Below are 20,310 nucleotides of genomic sequence, written 5' to 3' on the forward strand. Positions count from 1 at the left end.
AAGTAATTGGAGTAATATACAACTACAGGCTGCGTTGTACGTATTGTTAATTAAGTTTTAACCTTTAAGCTGTAATAGGGAGTTTTATATTCGGAGTCAAAATGACAAGCCTCTGTCTATATGACATGGGGGACAGGCAGGAGTCTTCGCGCGAACACCCACTTTGAGGAGTGGTGGTTTAAAACTTTCTTATGTGTAATACGGCAAAGGCGGCTCTACTATTTATTATTCCTAACCAGCTTCCTTTTGGAGCTGGTTTTATTTTGGTTCAAATAAAGAATTAAAGACATTTGGGCTGATTTCATTGGTGGTTTTGTCCTTAAGACAGCTCTTTAAAGACATATCACCGGCTTCCTTGTTGAGTTTTGTCCTTAAGACAGCTCATTAAAGACATTTCACTGCCTTCCTTGTTGAGTTTTGTCTTTAAGACAGCTCATTAAAGACATTTCACTGCCTTCCTTGTTGAGTTTTGTCCTTAAGACAGCTCATTAAAGACATATCACCGGCTTCCTTGTTGAGTTTTGTCCTTAAGACAGCTCTTTAAAGACATATCACCGGCTTCCTTGTTGAGTTTTGTCCTTAGACAGCTCTTTAAAGACATATCACCGGCTTCCTTGTTGAGTTTTGTCCTTAAGACAGCTCATTAAAGACATATCACCGGCTTCCTTGTTGAGTTTTGTCCTTAAGACAGCTCTTTAAAGACATTTCACTGCCTTCCTTGTTGAGTTTTGTCCTTAAGACAACTCTTTAAAGACATTTGTGCTGGTATTTTAGAGAAAAATGTCCTTTATTCAACAGACCCTTATAAAAAAAGGGAAAAGGACCATCCCATGATGGTCCTCTTCCCTTTTTGTTTTATAGTTGTTCCAGTAATGATTTTGTATCAGAGTATGAAAGCCCTTGTGCTTCTGCAACCGCCTTATACGTTACATAGCCGCCAAGTGTATTAATCCCTTTTAATAGTGCCTCATTGTCTAAACACGCCTGTCTGTAACCCTTATTGGCAATTTGGACGGCATAAGGGACCGTTACATTAGTTAAAGCCATTGTTGACGTTCTTGGAACAGCCCCAGGCATATTAGCAACTGCATAATGAACAACACCATGTTTAATATATGTTGGGTTATCATGAGTAGTAATCCTGTCAGTTGTTTCAAAAATTCCGCCTTGGTCGATGGCAATATCCACGACGACACTGCCTGGTGTCATTGATTGAATCATTTCTTCTGTTACAAGTTTTGGTGCTTTAGCGCCTGGAATTAGAACGGCACCAATTACTAAGTCAGATTCTTTTACCGCTTCAGCAATGTTGTAAGGATTAGACATTAATGTCGTAACCTCTGATCCAAAAATATCATCTAACTGACGTAAACGGTCTGGATTTAGGTCGATAATTGTTACCTTCGCTCCTAGTCCAATTGCCATTTTTGCTGCATTCGTTCCTGCTACACCGCCGCCAATGACGGTTACTGTCCCTCTTTGAACGCCTGGTACTCCTGAAAGCAGAATTCCTTTTCCTCCATGAACCTTTTCAAGGAATTGGGCACCAATTTGCGCTGCCATTCTTCCAGCTACTTCACTCATTGGTGTCAATAACGGTAATGACCTATTTGAAAGTTGTACGGTTTCATAGGCAATTCCTACTACTTTTTTTTCAATTAGCGCTTTTGTTAATTCAGGCTCCGGTGCTAAGTGTAAATATGTAAATAAAATTAAACCTTCACGAAAATAGGAATACTCACTTGGTAGCGGCTCTTTAACCTTCATAACCATATCCATGGACCAAGCTTCAGAAGCAGTTTCTACTATTTTCCCTCCAGCTGAACCATAATCTTCATCTCTAAAACCAGAACCTAATCCGGCTCCTTTTTCAATAAAGACCTCATGGCCAAAATTCAAAAGGTTTGTAACCCCTGCCGGTGTCATAGCAACACGGTTCTCATTATTTTTTATCTCTTTTGGAACGCCGATTCGCATGCCCATACCCCCAATTAATATCATTCTATAAAATATCTATTTTCAGAATAACCTCTCTGTGAAAGCACTTTCATTTTACCAAAAATACAGAAAATTCCCAAGCTTTTATTTTGAGCTTTGTACCAAATGGGGTAAAAATGAATAGACAAAAGGTGAAAAGCTTTGCAGCATTTCTGCAAAGCTTTTCGTCTATATATTCTCTTAATACCAAGCGTAGTACGGATCGTAGTATGGGTATGGATATCCATAACCATAACCGTATCCATATGGTGCTGATAATAATGCACCTGCTGCTAACCCACCCAAGAACGGAAAACCAAAACCAAATCCGCCACAACGACCAAATCCGCCACAACGACCAAATCCGCCACAACGACCGAATCCGCCACAACGACCGAATCCACCACCAAATCCGCCACAACGACCAAATCCACCACCGAATCCGCCACAACGACCGAATCCACCACCGAATCCGCCACAACGACCAAATCCACCACAACGACGGCTATCGCCATCTTGACTCTGATAATCCATAGGTATTACTTCACCAACTTGGTAATTATCCATTCCCAACATTTGTAGTTCATTTTGAAAATTTTGCATATTTTTTCCTCCCCTGTATAATTACTTCTCACACTAAAGAATATGCACAGGGGTAAGGGGATTCTTGGGTTAAAGCCCTGTTTAGAGGAAATTTTATAGACATATACACAAAAAAGCTGTCCACATTGTGGGCAGCTTCCCTTTTTAGCCTTCTGTTCCTTGAACTTCTTCGCTATCAACATTCGCTGTTGATCCTTGGTCAATAAAACCGCTATTATATGCATCCATAATTTGTTCGCTTACTTCATTAGCTCCTTGTTCATTAAGCTCAAATGAAACTTGTTTTTTAGGGTCCTGTTTTGCCATGATTCTAATCTCCCTTCTACTGGTTGTTTTTCACTCCTTTATTTTTCGAAAAATTGAAATACTTATTCATAGAAAATATTGTTATAATTGTGATAAGGAGGAGATTCGTATGGAAACTAATTATAGAAATATTTTAGTTGCAGTTGATGGCTCTTCAGAAGCAGAGTGGGCGTTTAAAAAAGCAGTTGAGATTGCCAAAAGAAATAATGCTAAATTGCTATTAGGACATGTAATCGACACAAGGTCATTTTTATTAATTGACTCGTATGACCCGGATATTGCTGATCGAGCAAATAAACTGGCAATCGACTTCCTTGAAAATTATCAAAAACAAGCACAGGATGCAGGAGTTACTCAGGTACAATACGAAATTGAGTATGGTTCCCCAAAAGTAAAAATTCCTAAAGAAATGGCAAAAAAACACCAGATAGATTTAATCATATGCGGTGCAACTGGGATGAATGCAGTGGAGAGGTTCTTGATTGGCAGTGTTTCAGAACATATCACTCGTTATGCTCGTTGTGACGTCCTCGTGGTTCGAACAGAAAAAGAAAATAAAAAAACATCATAAATGTATACTCAATAGAATGTAAACAGGATAAAAACATCTTGGAGGCAATAACGTGAAAAAGCACTTTACCTTTGACCAGCGACTAGGTATTTCATTACCTGATTTAAAAATAGATTGGGAGCATTACGATTTAGAAACACAAAACGCAATTCTGTTTTGTTGGGAACAAATTCGTGGTTCTATTCCCGATCGAATTCAAGAACTTGAAAATAACATTAATGAAAAACAAGAACAGCTCTCAATTGAAAGCAGTTTTGTCCGTTCGTGTGAACTTAACAATGATATTGCTGGACTCGCATCAATTATCAATGATTTATGGCTGTGGTACAGAGCGAACCAAGTCCTTTCCGAAAAAGCCCATCAATAAAAAAAAAGCTCTCATTATTGTTAATGGGAGCTTTTTCTCAATTATAAATCCTTCTTTATTTCCCTTACTACATGACCAATCTCAGGTAAAATTAACTTATTCATTGCTAGCTTTACGGCGCCTGAAGAGCCAGGAGTAGCAAACACTGCCGTATCACGAACAACGCCAGCAATGGCCCTTGATAGGATCGCTGCTGATCCAATGTCTTCCTGGTAGCTAAGCATTCGAAACAATTCTCCAAAACCTACAATTTCTTTATCAAGAATTTCTTGAACCGACTCAATCGTGACATCTCGCTTGGCGATACCCGTCCCGCCATTTGTTAGAATAACATCAATATCCTCTCTGTCACACCCCTTAATAACCTCTTCTTGGATCGGTACGGTTTCATCTTTTACAATCACATAATCTACAATCATATGCCCAGCATTTTCAAGCATTTCCATCATGAGTTTTCCGCTCTTATCAGTATCCTTATCTCTTGTATCACTAATTGTTATAACTTTACAGCGAACCGCCTTTGGTGCTTCCTTCTTATGCTCTTGGGTACTCATTTCATTAATCCCTCTTTTTCATTTAGATAACGAAGCTGGTAATATTTATGTGCTAATTCGGTTACTTTTCTCGTAAATTGATAATTTGCCCCCGCACCAATCGCCATACTTACGAGTGGGATCCCTTGAATGGTTTTTTTTCGAAACAAGGCGATTACAATAGCTTTTAATAATTGTTGTAGTGGCTGTTCAATCCAGGTTATATCTGTAATTTCTTCATTTCCCTCATAAAAATATTGATCGCCAGTAGCTTCCAATTCATTCATTAATACTGACCAACCCTCTTTTTGCAATCTTGGAGGCAATGAAGCCGTATGGAAGACCTTCAAGGAAGTCATCATATCATGTGGAGTGTTTACCTCAAATCCGTATGTCATGGCGATTAATTGAACAACTCTTAAGTTAATTACAGCCATTGCAGGAATATCTGAACCTAATAAAAGTGTTCCGCCTGTACCAGCTATACCACCCTGCGCAAAGGAATACAGTCTGTGTCTTGAAATATGCTGCATTGCTATGTACTGTAATTGATCGATCGATAATTCTCTAAGGTCTTCAACATTTTCTAAATTCTTTTTAAAGATTCTGCCTGAGGAAAGGATTCTTTCCTTGGCATCCATTTGAAGCTGAGAACCTTGAATGATTCCATGCATATGAAACAACCAGCTATCAATAACAGAAAAAAACTGGCTTTGAACCTTTTCAGGCAATAAGCTGAATGAACGCTCTAAATATTTTTCATACGTTAATTCCAGATCATTTGCCTCGTAATTCAATAAATTGCTTTCCCATTCCCTTATATTGTTTAAAACTGCTTTTTCCCGGTCCGTCAATGACATTGCTGACCCCCCAATACCATTATTTTCTTAAAGTATAACACAAAGAATTAATTTAAAATAAAAAAGGCAAACGTCCTTGTCAGGAACTGTTTGCCTTTTGATTTAATGATTTAATTAAGCTAGTCGAACTACGTCACGTGCAATCATTACTTCTTCATTTGTTGGGATAACTAATACTTTAACTGGAGAGTGCGGGTAGTTAATAAAACGTTCATCGCCTCTTACTTTGTTAAGTGCCGGGTCCCAATACACACCCATAAATTCTAGTCCTTTTAGTACATTTTCCCGAATTACATCACTATTTTCACCTATCCCTGCAGTGAAAATAATTGCATCTACACCGTACATACGTGAAGCATATGAACCAATATATTTATGAATTCGGTTAGCAAACACATCTAATGCAAGCTGAGCACGTTCATTTCCCTCTTGTGCTTCAAGTTCAATATCTCTTAAATCACTTGAAAAACCTGAAACGCCCAACATTCCGCTCTCTTTATTTAGGACATCAAGTACTTCTTCCGCTGTTTTATCCGTTTTTTCCATGATATACGGAATAAGAGCAGGGTCAATATTTCCTGAACGTGTTCCCATAGTTACCCCAGCAAGCGGCGTAAAGCCCATAGATGTATCAATTGATTTCCCGCCTTCAATCGCAGCGATACTTGCTCCATTGCCTAAATGGCATGAAATAAGTCGCAGTTGCTCTTCAGGACGGCCTAAGAGCTCAGCAGCACGCTGTGAGACATATTTATGGGAAGTACCATGAAAGCCATACTTACGGATTCCATATTCTTTGTAATACTCATAAGGAAGACTGTAAAGATATGAACTCTCAGGCATTGTTTGATGGAATGCAGTATCAAAAACAGCGACAGCTGGTACGTTTGGAAGTACGCCTTGGAAAGCTTTAATCCCCGTAATATTTGCAGGATTATGCAGTGGAGCTAATTCTGAAAGTTTTTCAATTTTATTAAGTACTTCTTCCGTAATAACAATGGAGTCATTAAATTCTTCACCGCCGTGAACAACACGATGTCCAATACCATCTATTTCATCTAGGGATTTAATAATACCCAGTGTTGTTAGCTTATCTAAAAGCATTTTTACGGCTACTTCATGATCAGGAATATTTATTGTTTCCGTATTCTTTTCACCGTTAACAGAAATAGTGAAAATAGAGTCATCAATCCCGATTCTTTCAATGATGCCTTTAGTGATAACATCTTCATTTGGCATTTCAAATAATTGAAACTTTAAAGAAGAACTTCCTGCATTTATTGCAATGATTTTTGACATTTTTCTACCGCTCCTTTATATAACAACATCGGTTCAAATTTTTCTTTGCGTACCTGTTTATTTTGCGCAAACAGATATCGAATATTGCTCTCAATTCTTCATTTAATCACTGTATTTATTACAATACAAGGAGTAATTTGGATGGAAGCGGTTTCAGCTTTAATGTAAATCAATTCTAATTGTTCTCATTATTCTTAATTAAAAAAAGATAAAACCGATATATAATAAATCGGTTTTATCTTTTGTTTTCTTGAAACCATTTCTCTATCCGAGTTAATATTCTATCCATCTCAACTGCATTCGAGAGACTTGGCAAATCTACAAGCATGGCTTGTTTTGGTGCTTGGACACCTTCTCCTTGCCTTTGCAGTATTAATATACTTTTTGCTGCCGCTTTGTTTTTAAACATTGCTGTTGGCAATTGAAGCAGGCCTTGAACAATGACGTTTTCTCTAAAAAATTCTTTGAGCTTTGGTGCTTGATCACTTTCAAAAAGCCCATTTGGCACAACAAAGAATAAATATCCTCCAGGAACGGTATGCCGAACACTTTGCTCGATAAATAAATGGTGTGAATAGGAATATCCTTCATCCGCTTTTAATTTATAATCCGCAGCACGCACATCATTTGGATAAAAGCCTATTGGCAAGTCCGCAATCACAGCATTAACCGGATCAATAAACAAAGGCTCTAAACTATCCTGATTAAACAACTGAATCGGATGTTCCTGTAAGTTTGCATTTACATATGCTAATTTTATTAACAAATCATCAATTTCTACACCGATTGAATCAACCTTATTAGACAATTGATTTAAGACTGTCGTTAATAAATTCCCTGTTCCTACTGCAGGGTCAAGCAGGCGAAAGCTGGGTTTATTGATAAATTTCTGTACTAAGTAGCCTATTAACATCCCAACCGTATCGGGTGTCATTTGATGATTTGGCTGTACATTTTCCTTCATCCCTTTTAGAATTACCAACTGGTATGCCTTGCGAAATTCTTCCTTAGAAAACTTGCCAAACTCAATCACAGAATACTGTTTTTTCAGCCTTTTTTCGGTTAATTCACTTACCTCTTCTTGCAGGATCGATCCATGAAATAAATTCTCTCCCGTTTCGGCTAGTGCTTCAAGATATGTACAAGATAGTTCTTCCTGTAAAATAACTGCTGTTTCATTAAATAAGGTAAAAAGCTGCTCAACTGGTGATAGGTTCATTAATTTCCCTCCAATCAACATAGAAAAGGGCCTCATCCTTGACGAGGCCCTTCATATCGTCATTAAAAATTAGTTAGCATTTCTTGCAGCTTCGAGGGCTGCTTCGTAGTTCGGATGATTTGTTGCCTCACTTACATATTCTACATAAGTAACTGTATCAGTAGAATCAACAACAAATACCGCACGTGTTAATAATCTTAGTTCCTGAATAGCCACACCAAATGCCTCTCCAAAAGATAAGTCACGGTGATCTGATAGCGTTTGAACGTTCTCAATACCGTTTGCCCCACACCAGCGCTTTTGTGCAAATGGTAAATCTACACTAACAGTTAGGATTTTAACATCGCCTAAGCCATTCGCTTCTTCGTTAAAACGACGAGTTTCTGCATCACACACGCCTGTATCTAAAGAAGGAACTGCACTGATTAAACGAACTTGACCTTTTGTATTGTCCAAAGTAACTGGTGATAAATCATTTGCCAATACGCTGAAATTTGGTGCCTTGTCTCCAACCTTCACATCATTGCCCATTAATGTAACTGGATTCCCCTTAAAAGTAACGTTTGCCATTTTTACTCCTCCTTTGTCGTACTAAACTAGAGCGATTTTGCATACTGCATTCGCTGCAACTATGTACAGCCTAAATATATCTTTTCGGAACCGCTTTTGCAATTATTTAATACTAGGGCTCTTTTCTCAAACTTTGTTGCTAAATAAAATCGGAATTGTAGAAATCAAAGCTATTTTCATTATATATAGCTAATTTCTTTAGAGAAGACTATGTTAAAGGGTATTGTTGATACTATTAATGTTAGGAAGATAAATAGACGGAGAAAATCCGCCAATTTGGTAAAAAGCATTAAAAATAGCCTAAATAGAAGGAGAAATTCCGCCTATTTATATAAAAAACATAAAAATGCGAGATTTTGCATAGCATAACCGGAAAATCTCCGCTTATATTCCACGAAACGAGCTCCATTTTTCAAATAACCGGAAAATCTCCGTTTATTTTACTTTCGCTGGTTATTTAAGCGCAAATCAACAGACAAGTTTAACAGAGCTTTAGAGAAAAGAGCTGCCAACTATAATCGAAGTGCCAAATAGCTATTTGAACGTAAAAACTGGATTTTGGGTTTTTACAACAATTTTTACCAAAACGGCAATACTAGCCTAAATGCGTTAAAAAAGTTAACCTCCCTTAAAATTGGAAGTTAACTTTTTATCTTAGATATCAAAATCTGGCGCTTCATGTTTTTGCTGATTGTTTGGCTTTGATTCTTGTTGCTTCTGCTTAGAATCGTCTTTCTTTGAAAGCATTTGTTGAATTTTGTCAACAGCTTGAGGAGCTAGCTCCAGCAATTTTTCATATAAATGTGTGCTTTCATCAAGATGTAACATTTTCACTCCTTGTGAGTTAACAATTAAAAAGGCAATTGGAGTAATCGATACTCCACCACCGCTACCACCGCCAAATGGAAGCTTAGGTTGACTTTGCCCTTGACCTTGGCTTTGTCCCTGCGAGCTATCAACCTTAAACTCACTTCCTCCAGCAGCAAATCCAAATCCCACCTTTGAAACTGTTAATATGACGCTTCCGTCTGGAGTTTCAACTGGATCACCTATGATTGTATTTACGTCAATCATTTCCTTTAAACTTTCCATTGCTGTTGTCATCAAACCTTGGATTGGGTGGTCAGACATGTCTATTTCCTCCTCTTTTACACGGATTTTGTTTGTTCCTTAGTATTACTAGAATTCTTCAAATTTAAATTTGGGCGTCCGCCCTTCCAGAATTTTATAAGTTTTAATCCTGCTAAAATAGCATGCCCGATTCGAAACTGAAAAATACATGTCAAATGGGTTTGAAGGATAGCAAATTGAAAATGGGGTGTTACCGATAAATTAGGCATTTCTTTCAATCTTAAATAGTGACTTAATATGCCGACAATACTGCCTTTCAGTGTCCAAACTGCACCGGAAATCATTCCAGTAAGTGCGGCATCACCAACTCCAATCAGAGAATGCCATTCAAACTGTTTTACTGTCACTTTTCTCATAAACTTTCGTACAATAACATTCATACCTACAATATGTTGGATAATCTCTTTTGCATCTTTTAAATAGCTAATCACATCTTCAGGAACTATTTTCTTTGCCTTCGTTTCAGATTGATTCTCTGGCGCCTCTCCCATTTGCGTATTTCCTTTTATCACCAGAGAAGGGGAATTATCATCAATTTTTATTAGCGGTATTTTTAGTTTATATTTAATTATTCCCCAAACTCTAAATTCAATTTTCAAATCATCATTGTCATTATGGTGATAGTAATTAATGAAAATGGTTAGCTTCGTAAAAATAATAATCAGTAATAAGAATAAAAAAATAAAAAGGGCAATATATAGCCAACTCAAGTTCATCCACAACCTTTCAGCCTACTAGTATCACCCTTACAAAAAAAAATAAACCTGACAACTAAAAAGTTGTTAGGTTTATTTTGGCAGAGTCAAGCCACTAGGGCTTACCGCTCGACATGTATAACGGTTGTCTCGGTAAAGAGGTCATGAAGACCTTGTTTTTTTGGTAGAAAGGCAACAATGATATACCCCACTACTACCGTTGCTGATATAAAACGGCCAATCCATTCACGAAAAAGAATGGTCCCCCATGAGAGAGTTTCCCCTTTTAAATCAATAACTTTTAATCCAAAGACCATTTTACCTAGTGTCTGATTGAAATATTTTGTCATTAGAACAAAATATAAATAAAAGACGACAGCAGAAGCAATTGAAACCGGTGCAAACATGTTAAATTCCGCTAATGGTACATCAATTAGCCGGAATAGCGGTTTAACCAATAACCTTTCAATACTGCCAACCACAATTAAGTCAAGAAGGTATGCCCAGAATCGCATCCAAAAACCGGCGAATCTCAAGGTTTGGCTCCTTCCCTTATCTATTGGCTGATTTTCGGGTGAGGGTAGTACTGTTTCTTTCGTTCCAGTATCGGACGGGAGGTCTTCTCTTAATTGATCGGCAGAATTCTGATTATCATTCCATTCCATTAGTCACCCACACTCCTATTCCGCATACAAATACATGAGCCTTGGGGAATTTGGCCTGGATAGTAGTTCCGTTAATCCAGCCCTTTCACCGTTATCACCCAATAAACTTTGAACTTTCATACTAAATAAGGAACCAAATCCGACTGAATCTGTGTAACGAATTACCTTTGCACCTTGCAGTTTCTCATCCTTTTTCATTACCTCTATGACGTCCTCCAAATACCCAAATCCATCAATAAGTTTTAGATCCATTGCTTGCCGTCCATCATAAATCCTACCATCTGCCAGCTTTTTAACCTGTTCAGTTGTCATTTTCCGCCCTTCAGAAATCACCTTTACAAACTCCTCATACGAATTATCAATCATTGTTTGAAGAATTTGCCGTTCATCTTCTGTCATTTCCCTTGACGGACTCATGATGTCTTTATATTTACCGCTTTTAATCGTGACAAAATCAACTCCATACTTTTCAGCTAAACCTGCATAATTGATTCCTTCCATGATAACGCCAAGAGAGCCGGTAAGTGTTTCTGGACTTGCATATATTTTTTTAGCCGGCGCGGAAATATAATAGCCCCCGGAGGCTGCCGTTGCACCCATCGATATGTATACAGGTTTTTTCGTTTCTTTTTGAATTTCAGTTAATTTATCATGAATTTCAGCACTTTCAACTACTCCTCCACCTGGAGAATTGACTCTGATGATTACACCTTTAACGGTATCATCTTCTTTAAGATAATTTAATTGCTTCATAAACCCTTGATGATTGTAACCAGAGGTCTGAAAAAATGACACTGATTCACCTGTATCCTGAATCACCCCGTTAACATCGAGGACGACAATTTTCTTCATTTCACTTCCCTCTTTTACAACTTCCTCTGTAAATGGCATTTCTACCGAGGCCAAAAAGTCACTAATATCTGTTTCTACCCCTTTAAAGGCAAAAGCTGACAAAGAGTTTATTACAACAGAAACAAAAAATAATACCGTAGCAATTCCTAAAGCTGCCCAACGTTTTCCATTCATTCTTATATACCCTCCCTTATTTTTAACACCTTAAATCATTTGATAATTTCAAATTAATTTAAAGAAATGATAAACTAATTATGCCCAGTACTATTCTAACAAACTTTATATTGGTAATGGGTAATTATTAACAGACTACACATTCAATAGGAGGATCAAAAATGGGACATAGACGTAATATATACTTTTACCATAGGCTAGATTCAGAAAAACAACTAAAACTAGCTCACCTTGATGAATCTGCAAAAAAATATGGTCTAACGATTGTAAAAGACCATCGAGAAGCAAATATTATCGCAAGCATTGGTGATGATGGTACTTTTCTCCAAGCAGTTCGGAAAACTGGTTTCCGGGAAGATTGCCTTTACGCAGGCATCACAACTAAGGATATATTAAGTATGTACTGTGATTTCAAACTTGATGATTCCACAAAAATGGTCGAAGCAGTTGCCAATGAACAGTTAGAAGTTCGACGTTATCCAGTGATTGAAGTAAATGTCGATGGACAAGGGACGTTTCCATGTCTTAATGAGTTTAGTATTCGCTCCTCTATTATTAAAACCTTTGTTGTTGATATTTTTGTTGATGAATTACATTTTGAAACCTTCCGTGGTGATGGATTGATTGTTTCTACCCCTACCGGAAGTACAGCCTACAATAAGTCAGTACATGGGGCTGTTGTTGATCCATTGCTTTCCTGTATGCAAGTTAGTGAAGTGGCCTCGCTTAATAATAACAAATACCGGACATTAGGCGCCCCATTTATTCTCGGTGGAGACCGTACACTTACACTTAAAGTTGATGATGATAATGATTACCCATCAATGGGATTGGACAATGAAGCCCTCAGCATTCGACTTGTTGATAAAATCCAAATTAAACTTAGTAATAAAAAAATTAAAACGCTGAAACTGAAAGACAATTCCTTTTGGGAAAAAGTTAAGCGAACCTTTTTATAATACATAAAGGCTGTCGAGTTGATCGTCAGCCTTTCTCCCTCAGTTAATCCTTTGCATCACTTTTTTGCCTTTTACAGTAAATAACTTTGTTTTAGAAAGAGAATAAAGTGATAATCCTAACCAAATAAATGTAAATGAGAGTAATTGAATTTTTGAAAAATGTTCTTTATAGACAAATACTCCTAATACAAGCATGATTGTTGGAGCGATATATTGCAAAAAACCTAAAAGAGATAATGGGATTTTTTGCGCACCTTTAGCAAAATACAACAGTGGCACAGCCGTAGCGGCACCTGCACCTATTAATAACAAATCTGTCTCTAAACCCGTCGACAAGAAGGAATTGGAGCCTTTAAAAAATAAATAAAACATATATATTGCAGCAGCTGGTGTAACTACTAGAGTCTCTAACGCTAGACCGACAGCAGAATCTACATTAATCATTTTTTTCACCAGGCCATAAATACCAAAGGTAAGTGCAAGGGCAATAGCAATCCAAGGGAATTTACCATGGGAAACCGAGATGATTAAAACACCAATGGCAGCCATAAAGAAAGCAATATATTGGTAGATGTTTAGTTTTTCTTTCAACACAAGCATCCCTAAGAGTATACTGACAAGCGGGTTAATATAATAACCAAGGCTCGCTTCAATCATATGCCCATTGTTAACTGCCCAAATATAAATAAACCAATTGGCAGTAACTGTTAAAGAGGCAAATATTAATGCATACATCTGTTTTTTATTTTTTGCAAAACCCTTAAAGGTATATAGAAATAAGCCCTGCTTTTTTGTCAGAAATAATACGATTATCATAAAAATAAACGACCAAAATACCCGGTTTGCAAGAATTTCATCTGCATTAACTCCGCTTAATAACTTCCAATAAATTGGAAGTAACCCCCAAAGTAAATAGGAAAATCCAGCGTATATGACTCCTAACTGTGTTTCACTTTTTGTCTTCATTCTTTTTGCCTCTATTCTTTCATGTTTCGAAATATTTTCCATTATACAACGAAACCTCTTAAAAAGGGCGTTTTCTGACTAACAACTTTTTGCAAAAAAAAACAGACGATAGTATCGACTGCTTTTTCATTTGGATTATTTTTGAGATTCTAATTCTTTTTGACGTAGTTCAATTCTACGAATTTTCCCTGAGGTTGTTTTTGGAAGCTCTGGCAGATACTCAATTGCTCTCGGGTATTTATATGGTGCAGTTAATGTTTTCACATGGTCTTGAAGTGTTTTCGTTAGTTCAGGATCATTGGCATCGACCTCATCTTTTAACACGACAAACGCCTTAACAATATAGCCGCGAATCTCATCTGGACTTGCCACTACGGCACACTCCTTGACAAATGGATGTTTTACAAGGGCATCCTCTACTTCGAAAGGTCCGATTGTATAGCCAGAACTTATGATAATATCATCGCCCCGACCTTCGAACCAAAAGTAGCCCTCTTCATCCTTTTTAGCCTTATCCCCAGTAATATAATAATCACCGCGGAATTGCATGGCAGTTCTTTCAGGATCCTTATAATAGTTTTTAAATAAGGCTGGTGTTTCAACATGTACAGCAATATCACCAACCTCGCCCACTGGACAAACTTCGCCTTCATCATTAATAATTTCTACTTTGTTCCCAGGTGTCGGCTTGCCCATGGATCCAGATTTCAGTTCCATCCCTTTTGTTATGCCAACCAGTAATGTATTCTCCGTTTGTCCATATCCATCCCGGACATCAATGTTGAATTGTCTCTTAAAGGTGTCAATTACCTCTCGATTGAGTGGTTCACCAGCCGAAACTGCACTATGAAGGTTCGGCAATTGGTAATCATCAAGATTTTCAACCTTTGCCATTAACCTATATTCGGTAGGTGTACAGCATAGTACATTCACAGAATATTTTTCAAGCAGACTCAAATATTTTTTCGGTTCAAATTTACCATTGTATACGAATCCCGTTCCTCCTGACCCAAGTACAGATAAAAACGGACTCCATATCCATTTTTGCCACCCTGGACTAGCCGTTGCCCAAACGATATCACCTTCTTCGATACCCAACCATTTGGATGCTGCCGTTTTTAAATGGGCAAATGCCCAGCCATGCGTGTGAACTACGCCTTTTGGATTTCCTGTTGTTCCAGATGTATAGGATAAAAACGCCATATCATCTCTAGATGTATCTGCAAGCTGGAAGTCCTCAGATGCTGTTTTCATCTGTTCATCTAAATGAATCCAGCCTTCTGCCAGTGCTCCAATCGTAAATTTAACAAGTGGTTTTACTTCACTAGTATTTACAAATTGGTCTACATATGGATAATAACTCACAACAGCCCTTACATCACCATGTGTGATGCGGTATTTAAGGTCTTTTTCTCTCAGCATTTCCGAGCTCGGAATAACCACCATACCTGCCTTCAAAGCAGCTAAATAAACAATATATGCCTCAATAAGACGAGGCACCATGACCAGAACAACATCACCTTTTTTTAGCCCGCTTTCGGCAAAAACATTTCCAGCTTGGTTCACCCTTTTTAATAAATCCACATATGTAATCTGCTTGATTTCCCCAGCTTCACTTTCCCACTTCAATGCTACTTGTTTTGAATCCTTTGTATATCGCTCAACCTCTGATATAAGATTATACTTTTCTGGTGCGATTAGTTCTTCTCGTTTCATTCCTGTTCCCCCAGTCAATATTTGAATACTGCTATACAGTTAATTATACAAAATTATTAAAAAATTTTAAATTATTATCCCAATAAAAGTAGTCTTTTATGCCAGCTCCTAAAAAAACACAAAAAGAAAGCGGGAATGAATCCCGCCCTCTGTAGCCATATTATGCATTTTTAGTATGAAGATCCGCCGCTCATTTGTTGTTGAGCTAAAGAAACTAGACGCTTAGTGATTTCACCACCAACAGAACCGTTAGCACGTGAAGTTGTTTCTGCACCAAGGTTTACACCAAACTCAGATGCAATTTCAATTTTCATTTGGTTAAGTGCTTGTTCGACACCAGGAACAAGCAACTGATTTGAATTGTTACTAGCCATGTGATATCACCTCCTTGTGATTATATAATGTGTAGAACACAGGAGGTTCATTCTATTTTACAATTGGTAATTGTTCACAAAAAATTTACATTTCTAATGTTTAAAATAATGAATTGTTGTCAACGGGTTGTAAACTATCAGGTTTAATTGTTAAAACTTCTGTTTCTTGAATCGCCTCTGCTATTAAGGAATCAAAATCAAAAAAGCTTTCATAATGCTGGACTTTATCTCTACGCGGTTTTGTTTTTGGCGATGCAGGAACAAAAATAGTACAGCAATCCTCAAAAGGTCTAATGGAAATGTCATATGTGTCAATTTCTATTGCTACTTTGATGATATCATTTTTGTCCATTGTAATTAACGGACGTAAGATCGGTGTATTCGTGACTTCATTGATCGCATACATACTTTCCATCGTTTGACTTGCAACCTGTCCTACATTTTCACCTGTGATAATTGCCAGAGCTTCTTGTTTCTCTCTAATTTTATCGGTAATCCGGAGCATAAACCTCCTTGTGGTTGTCATTGAATAGTTTTCAGGGATTTGTTCCCTAATTGCTTGTTGAATCTTCGTAAATGGGACAATATGAAGTTTCATTGAGCCATGAATCTCAGCAAGTTTCTTTGCTAAGTCGATAACCTTTTCTTTCGACCTTTCGCTCGTAAACGGGGGACTAAAGAAATGTACTGCTTCAATTTCAACCCCGCGCTTCATGGCCATATAGCCCGCGACAGGACTATCTATTCCGCCTGAAAGCATGAGCATCGCCTTACCGCTAGAAGCAACCGGGAGCCCGCCAGCACCTAAAATATTTTCACAAGATAAATAAACTGCTTCTTTTCTGATCTCGATATTTAGATTAATATCTGGTTTTTTTACATCGACTTTGATTCCAGGGATATTTTGCAAAAGATACGAACCAAATTCTTGATTCACTCCATCTGTATCAAGCTCAAACGTTTTATCGGATCTTTTAGTGGTAATTTTAAAAGTTTTTCCTTCAGCAAAAAGACTTTTGACCAATTTTAATGCTGCTACTTTCATCTTTTCAAGATCCCGCTCCACTTTAATCGCTGGGCTTAAAGACTGAACACCAAAGATTTTCTTAAGTTCTTTTATGATTCCCTGCGGGTCTTCGCCATTTAGTAAAATGTATGTCCGATCACGGTCAGCTTGAACTTTAATTCCAGGAAAGGGGGCTAATGCCCTGCGAATGCTCCTCCTTAATTTCTCTACAAACATATTGCGATTGCGGCCTTTAGTTGATATTTCTCCATAGCGAACCAATATACGATCATAATTCATAATATTATTTCAAAACCCTTCTTAGTTGTTTTACCGCTTTTCCAACGGCTTTAATAACCTTTTCTGCTTCCGCTTCGGTATTATCAAAGGAAAGGCTAATTCTGAAGGCACTTTCCGCTATACTCTCAGGAACCCCCATTGCTAAAAGCGTCTTACTTGGTGATTTTTTCTTTGAAGAACAGGCACTAGTCGTTGACAGATAAATTCCTTCCTGTTCTAGGGCATGGATTAATACTTCCGATTTCATTCCCTTTAGTGAAAAATTCAATATATGTGGTGCGGATTCTTCTTGTGGTGTGTTGAAGGTAAGGTCTTCGATTTTGCTGAGTCCTTCTCTTAGCAGAGAAATAATGTTATTCATCCTCGGAATACCTTTTTCACTTTTGTCCATTGTCATTCTTAAAGCCTTCGCCATTGCGACTGCCCCGGCAACATTTTCCGTACCGGAACGCAATTTCCATTCCTGGTTTCCGCCAGAGAACAATGGATCCAGCTTTACCCCACTTCTGACAAACAGCGCCCCTGTTCCCTTTAATCCATGGAATTTATGTGCAGAAAATGAGCAAAGATCTACCCTGTCATCATATAAAAATAAAGGTACCTTGCCGATTGCCTGTACGGCATCGACATGAAAGCGGATTGAAGGATAGCTCTTTAACAGCTCACCAATTTCCTTAATGGGCTGGATTGTTCCCATTTCATTATTTACCTGCATAACGGATACAAGAATGGTATCCTCACGGATTGCTTCTTTGATATCTTCTACACATACTCTTCCCTTTGAATCGACGGGCAGACTGGTAATATCGAAGCCGTGCTCATTAAGCTGTTCCATCGCCCCGCGAACCGATGGATGTTCGATACTCGATAAGATAAGATGTCCTCCGCGACTTTTATATGAAATGGCCGTTCCTTTTAGGGCTAAGTTATTACTTTCCGTGCCTCCAGATGTAAAATAAATCTCACTCGGTTTTACCGCTAGAAGATTTGCCACTTGGGTTCTCGCCTGGGTTAGTAATTTTTCTGCTTGTACACCTAATCCATGCAGTGAGGAAGGATTACCAAAATAATCGCTTGATACTGTCAAAAAGGAAGCCAGGACTTCTTTATATGGTTTTGTTGTTGCACTATTGTCAAAATAAATCATTTTATTTTTAGCCACCTCTATCCCTTTGCGCAAAGTAAATCTTACCATAACTTTTATTCTTTTAAAAAGAAGCATTATTTAACAAAAGCAAAACCGATTTAGCAAAAATGCCAAATCGGTTTTTTTAATTTGTTTCCGCTGAAGCTTTGATTTTCTTTAAGGCACCTGGGTCAATTGCTTCAATCGAAGCTGCAGCCTGTTCTAATGCCTCCTGATACTCGAAATGCCTAAACGAATTTTCAGCATTTGTTAACCCTTTCGCAACTGAAGAATACTGGCTGCGATAGCGGTTTCCGTATTGAATCGCCATTTCAGCAAGCAATACATTTTCAATCATTTCTACGGTTGAATTAGCAAGCTTCTCAACCGTTAATACAGCTATTTCCAAATATTGATTAAGGGCTGAAATATTAAGCGGCTTTTCTTCCAGCTGATATTTGACGTTTTGGATACTGTCATTTGCATCCTCAAATAAATACTTATAATCCTCTGGCAATCCTGGGATATTACTCTTCGAAACAAGTCGAATCGTTTCTCCCACTTTTTTTGTTAAATCTCTTACTGTTTCCCTAGCTTCAAATTCATCTTTCCTTAGTGCCTGAAGCTTTTGGGAGAAATTCTCCTGTTCCTCGCGAATGGCATCCAGTTGGTCTTTTATTTCTTTTAGCTCTTCGCAAATTAATGTTTGAGCTGTTTCATTGATTGTTATTTTTTGGAATAAGATTTCATATTTCTTTGACACAGATGAGAGTTCTTTTTCTAAGTGCCTTTGGATTTCGAAGTCACTTTCGGTTAAATGGTAGCTTTCTTGAACATGTACCACTTCATCTGAGAGGTAATTACTTTCTTCTTGAACTGAATTAAGAAGACCAATTGTACCTTCCTCATTTTGCATGACAAAATGTTTGGCCGTAACTTCTTTTTCCAAAAGATCAAAAATAATGTCAATTCGTTCCTTTACTTCATCAATACCCTCTTCAGCTTTTTCAATTTCTGTTTCTTCAATTAAGTTCGAGTGATTGATTAGCTTTTCTTTCAAAGCATCAATTTCATTTTCCAGGTGGATATGCTCTAAGTAATACCCTTGCTCTGTCATTTCACGATAGCCTTCTTGAACTTCTGCTAATTGAGATGGTAAAAGAGACTGACATTCAATTAACAGCTGAGGAATAACATCCATATTATTTTTTATTTTCCGTAATTGACTATCAATTAGTAATACTAGCTCTCGCGCCTCAAGATAATTTCCGTGTGCTGTTATTTCATCAAATTCATGGAACTTTTTGGTTATATCATCAAGCTGTTGATCTAAGTATTTTTCTGATTTTCCAAAGCTATGCCTGTGAGCAAGCAATGTCTTTTTCGTTTCTCGATATAACTCTTTCAATTGCTCAATTTCAACTCTATTTTTTTCTTCACTTCCAACAAGCTCATGTAACTCTTCTAATATTTTCTTAATTTGGTCTTCCGTTTCTTGTAAATTCCGACTAATCTCAAGTTGAATCGTTTTTGCCTTTTTAAATCGATAGCGATCAATGTATTCTTCCGCATCAAATAACATTTCTTCAAGATTTGGGAGTTTCATCGTGACAACATCATCCCATTGAGTACGCCAACGTTCAAATAGCTCTTCCGTTTGACCCGTCATGTTCAGCTGTTTTACTTTGGACATTTCATCCAATACAGGTCGATTAAATAAATCAATTTTCCAAGTTTCCAACCTGTCCATTTCTTTATAATACTTCTTTTTTATTAAATATCCCAATACAAATAAGGCCAGTAATAGGATGAAAAATCCAATGAAAATTTCCACAAATAAGCCCCCTGTTCCAAACACTTCTTTCAAATTGAAAAAGCAGATACTAATCTATATAAAATATTACTTAAGGTAAAGTTCAATGACTTTATGATACCATGTAACCGACATTTTTTGACTATTATTTTCATTTTTTTTGTAAAAGAAATGAAAATATAATTTTTGCCAGGTGAAATCAAGGGTATAACCAGAAATATTCGACAA

The 20,310-nt window shown here is 37.4% G+C and carries 21 protein-coding genes and 1 other RNA gene; 4 read left to right on the forward strand and 18 right to left on the reverse strand.

Annotated elements, in window-relative coordinates; translation table 11 throughout:
• Positions 1–24: 24 nt before the first annotated feature.
• Positions 25–220: non-coding RNA, 6S RNA (gene ssrS, locus NSS81_RS05715), on the forward strand.
• A 635-nt stretch (positions 221–855) separates the two neighbouring features.
• Here the strand turns inward: ssrS and ald are convergent.
• From ald to NSS81_RS05730, 3 genes are all read right to left on the reverse strand, one after another.
• Entirely contained in the window at positions 856–1,977 is a 1,122-nt protein-coding gene (gene ald, locus NSS81_RS05720; RefSeq protein WP_342433945.1) for an alanine dehydrogenase, read from the reverse strand.
• A 201-nt stretch (positions 1,978–2,178) separates the two neighbouring features.
• Positions 2,179–2,580: a heterocycloanthracin/sonorensin family bacteriocin gene (locus NSS81_RS05725; protein ID WP_342432574.1), complete on the reverse strand. Its 402-nt coding sequence runs from the start codon at positions 2,578–2,580 to the stop codon at positions 2,179–2,181.
• Between the two features lie 144 nt (positions 2,581–2,724).
• Positions 2,725–2,886, reverse strand: a complete 162-nt coding sequence (locus tag NSS81_RS05730; RefSeq protein ID WP_342432575.1) for a hypothetical protein — start codon at positions 2,884–2,886, stop codon at positions 2,725–2,727.
• Between the two features lie 109 nt (positions 2,887–2,995).
• Here NSS81_RS05730 and NSS81_RS05735 point away from each other — a divergent pair, with 109 nt between their 5' ends.
• Both NSS81_RS05735 and NSS81_RS05740 read left to right on the forward strand, forming a co-directional pair.
• A complete protein-coding gene (locus tag NSS81_RS05735) occupies positions 2,996–3,457 on the forward strand; it encodes a universal stress protein (RefSeq protein WP_342432576.1) in 462 nt (153 codons plus the stop codon).
• A gap of 52 nt (positions 3,458–3,509) precedes the next feature.
• Complete coding sequence (locus tag NSS81_RS05740) at positions 3,510–3,824, forward strand: hypothetical protein (protein WP_342432577.1); 315 nt, start codon at positions 3,510–3,512, stop codon at positions 3,822–3,824.
• Positions 3,825–3,865: 41 nt separating this feature from the next.
• Here NSS81_RS05740 and NSS81_RS05745 read toward each other — a convergent pair whose 3' ends face one another.
• From NSS81_RS05745 to sppA, 9 genes are all read right to left on the reverse strand, one after another.
• On the reverse strand, positions 3,866–4,378 hold the full coding sequence (locus NSS81_RS05745) for a molybdenum cofactor biosynthesis protein B (protein WP_342432578.1): 513 nt from the start codon (positions 4,376–4,378) through the stop codon (positions 3,866–3,868).
• Positions 4,375–5,217: an EcsC family protein gene (locus NSS81_RS05750; protein WP_342432579.1), complete on the reverse strand. Its 843-nt coding sequence runs from the start codon at positions 5,215–5,217 to the stop codon at positions 4,375–4,377. Before NSS81_RS05750 ends, NSS81_RS05745 begins: the two co-directional genes overlap by 4 nt.
• Positions 5,218–5,331: 114 nt before the next feature.
• A complete protein-coding gene (locus NSS81_RS05755) occupies positions 5,332–6,516 on the reverse strand; it encodes an acetate kinase (protein ID WP_342432580.1) in 1,185 nt (394 codons plus the stop codon).
• Between the two features lie 235 nt (positions 6,517–6,751).
• Positions 6,752–7,735, reverse strand: coding sequence for a class I SAM-dependent methyltransferase (locus NSS81_RS05760; RefSeq protein WP_342432581.1), 984 nt, complete (start codon positions 7,733–7,735; stop codon positions 6,752–6,754).
• 69 nt (positions 7,736–7,804) lie between these two features.
• Positions 7,805–8,305, reverse strand: coding sequence for a thiol peroxidase (gene tpx / locus NSS81_RS05765; RefSeq protein WP_342432582.1), 501 nt, complete (start codon positions 8,303–8,305; stop codon positions 7,805–7,807).
• A gap of 654 nt (positions 8,306–8,959) precedes the next feature.
• Positions 8,960–9,436 (reverse strand): GerW family sporulation protein, encoded by a 477-nt coding sequence (gene ytfJ / locus NSS81_RS05770; RefSeq protein ID WP_342432583.1) that lies wholly within the window; start codon positions 9,434–9,436, stop codon positions 8,960–8,962.
• A 17-nt stretch (positions 9,437–9,453) separates the two neighbouring features.
• Positions 9,454–10,146 carry a DUF2953 domain-containing protein gene (locus tag NSS81_RS05775; RefSeq protein ID WP_342432584.1) on the reverse strand — a complete coding sequence of 231 codons (693 nt, stop codon included), beginning with the start codon at positions 10,144–10,146 and terminating at the stop codon, positions 9,454–9,456.
• A gap of 107 nt (positions 10,147–10,253) precedes the next feature.
• A complete protein-coding gene (locus tag NSS81_RS05780; RefSeq protein ID WP_342432585.1) occupies positions 10,254–10,796 on the reverse strand; it encodes an RDD family protein in 543 nt (180 codons plus the stop codon).
• 15 nt (positions 10,797–10,811) lie between these two features.
• A complete protein-coding gene (gene sppA, locus NSS81_RS05785) occupies positions 10,812–11,822 on the reverse strand; it encodes a signal peptide peptidase SppA (protein WP_342432586.1) in 1,011 nt (336 codons plus the stop codon).
• 161 nt (positions 11,823–11,983) lie between these two features.
• Between sppA and NSS81_RS05790 the strand changes: the two genes are divergently transcribed.
• Positions 11,984–12,781 (forward strand): NAD kinase, encoded by a 798-nt coding sequence (locus NSS81_RS05790; protein ID WP_342432587.1) that lies wholly within the window; start codon positions 11,984–11,986, stop codon positions 12,779–12,781.
• Between the two features lie 39 nt (positions 12,782–12,820).
• Here NSS81_RS05790 and rarD read toward each other — a convergent pair whose 3' ends face one another.
• The 6 genes from rarD to ezrA form a co-directional block, all read right to left on the reverse strand.
• Complete coding sequence (gene rarD, locus NSS81_RS05795) at positions 12,821–13,789, reverse strand: EamA family transporter RarD (RefSeq protein WP_342432588.1); 969 nt, start codon at positions 13,787–13,789, stop codon at positions 12,821–12,823.
• 93 nt (positions 13,790–13,882) lie between these two features.
• Positions 13,883–15,463 carry an acyl--CoA ligase gene (locus tag NSS81_RS05800; RefSeq protein ID WP_342432589.1) on the reverse strand — a complete coding sequence of 527 codons (1,581 nt, stop codon included), beginning with the start codon at positions 15,461–15,463 and terminating at the stop codon, positions 13,883–13,885.
• Positions 15,464–15,633: 170 nt separating this feature from the next.
• Positions 15,634–15,837, reverse strand: coding sequence for an alpha/beta-type small acid-soluble spore protein (locus NSS81_RS05805; protein ID WP_342432590.1), 204 nt, complete (start codon positions 15,835–15,837; stop codon positions 15,634–15,636).
• Positions 15,838–15,937: 100 nt separating this feature from the next.
• Positions 15,938–17,143 (reverse strand): tRNA uracil 4-sulfurtransferase ThiI, encoded by a 1,206-nt coding sequence (gene thiI / locus NSS81_RS05810; protein ID WP_342432591.1) that lies wholly within the window; start codon positions 17,141–17,143, stop codon positions 15,938–15,940.
• Positions 17,144–17,147: 4 nt separating this feature from the next.
• Entirely contained in the window at positions 17,148–18,290 is a 1,143-nt protein-coding gene (locus NSS81_RS05815) for a cysteine desulfurase family protein (RefSeq protein WP_342433946.1), read from the reverse strand.
• Positions 18,291–18,414: 124 nt separating this feature from the next.
• Positions 18,415–20,103 (reverse strand): septation ring formation regulator EzrA, encoded by a 1,689-nt coding sequence (ezrA, locus tag NSS81_RS05820; protein WP_342432592.1) that lies wholly within the window; start codon positions 20,101–20,103, stop codon positions 18,415–18,417.
• Positions 20,104–20,310: the final 207 nt, after the last annotated feature.

The sequence above is a fragment of the Neobacillus sp. FSL H8-0543 genome, assembly GCF_038592905.1.
Lineage (GTDB): Bacteria > Bacillota > Bacilli > Bacillales > Cytobacillaceae > Neobacillus.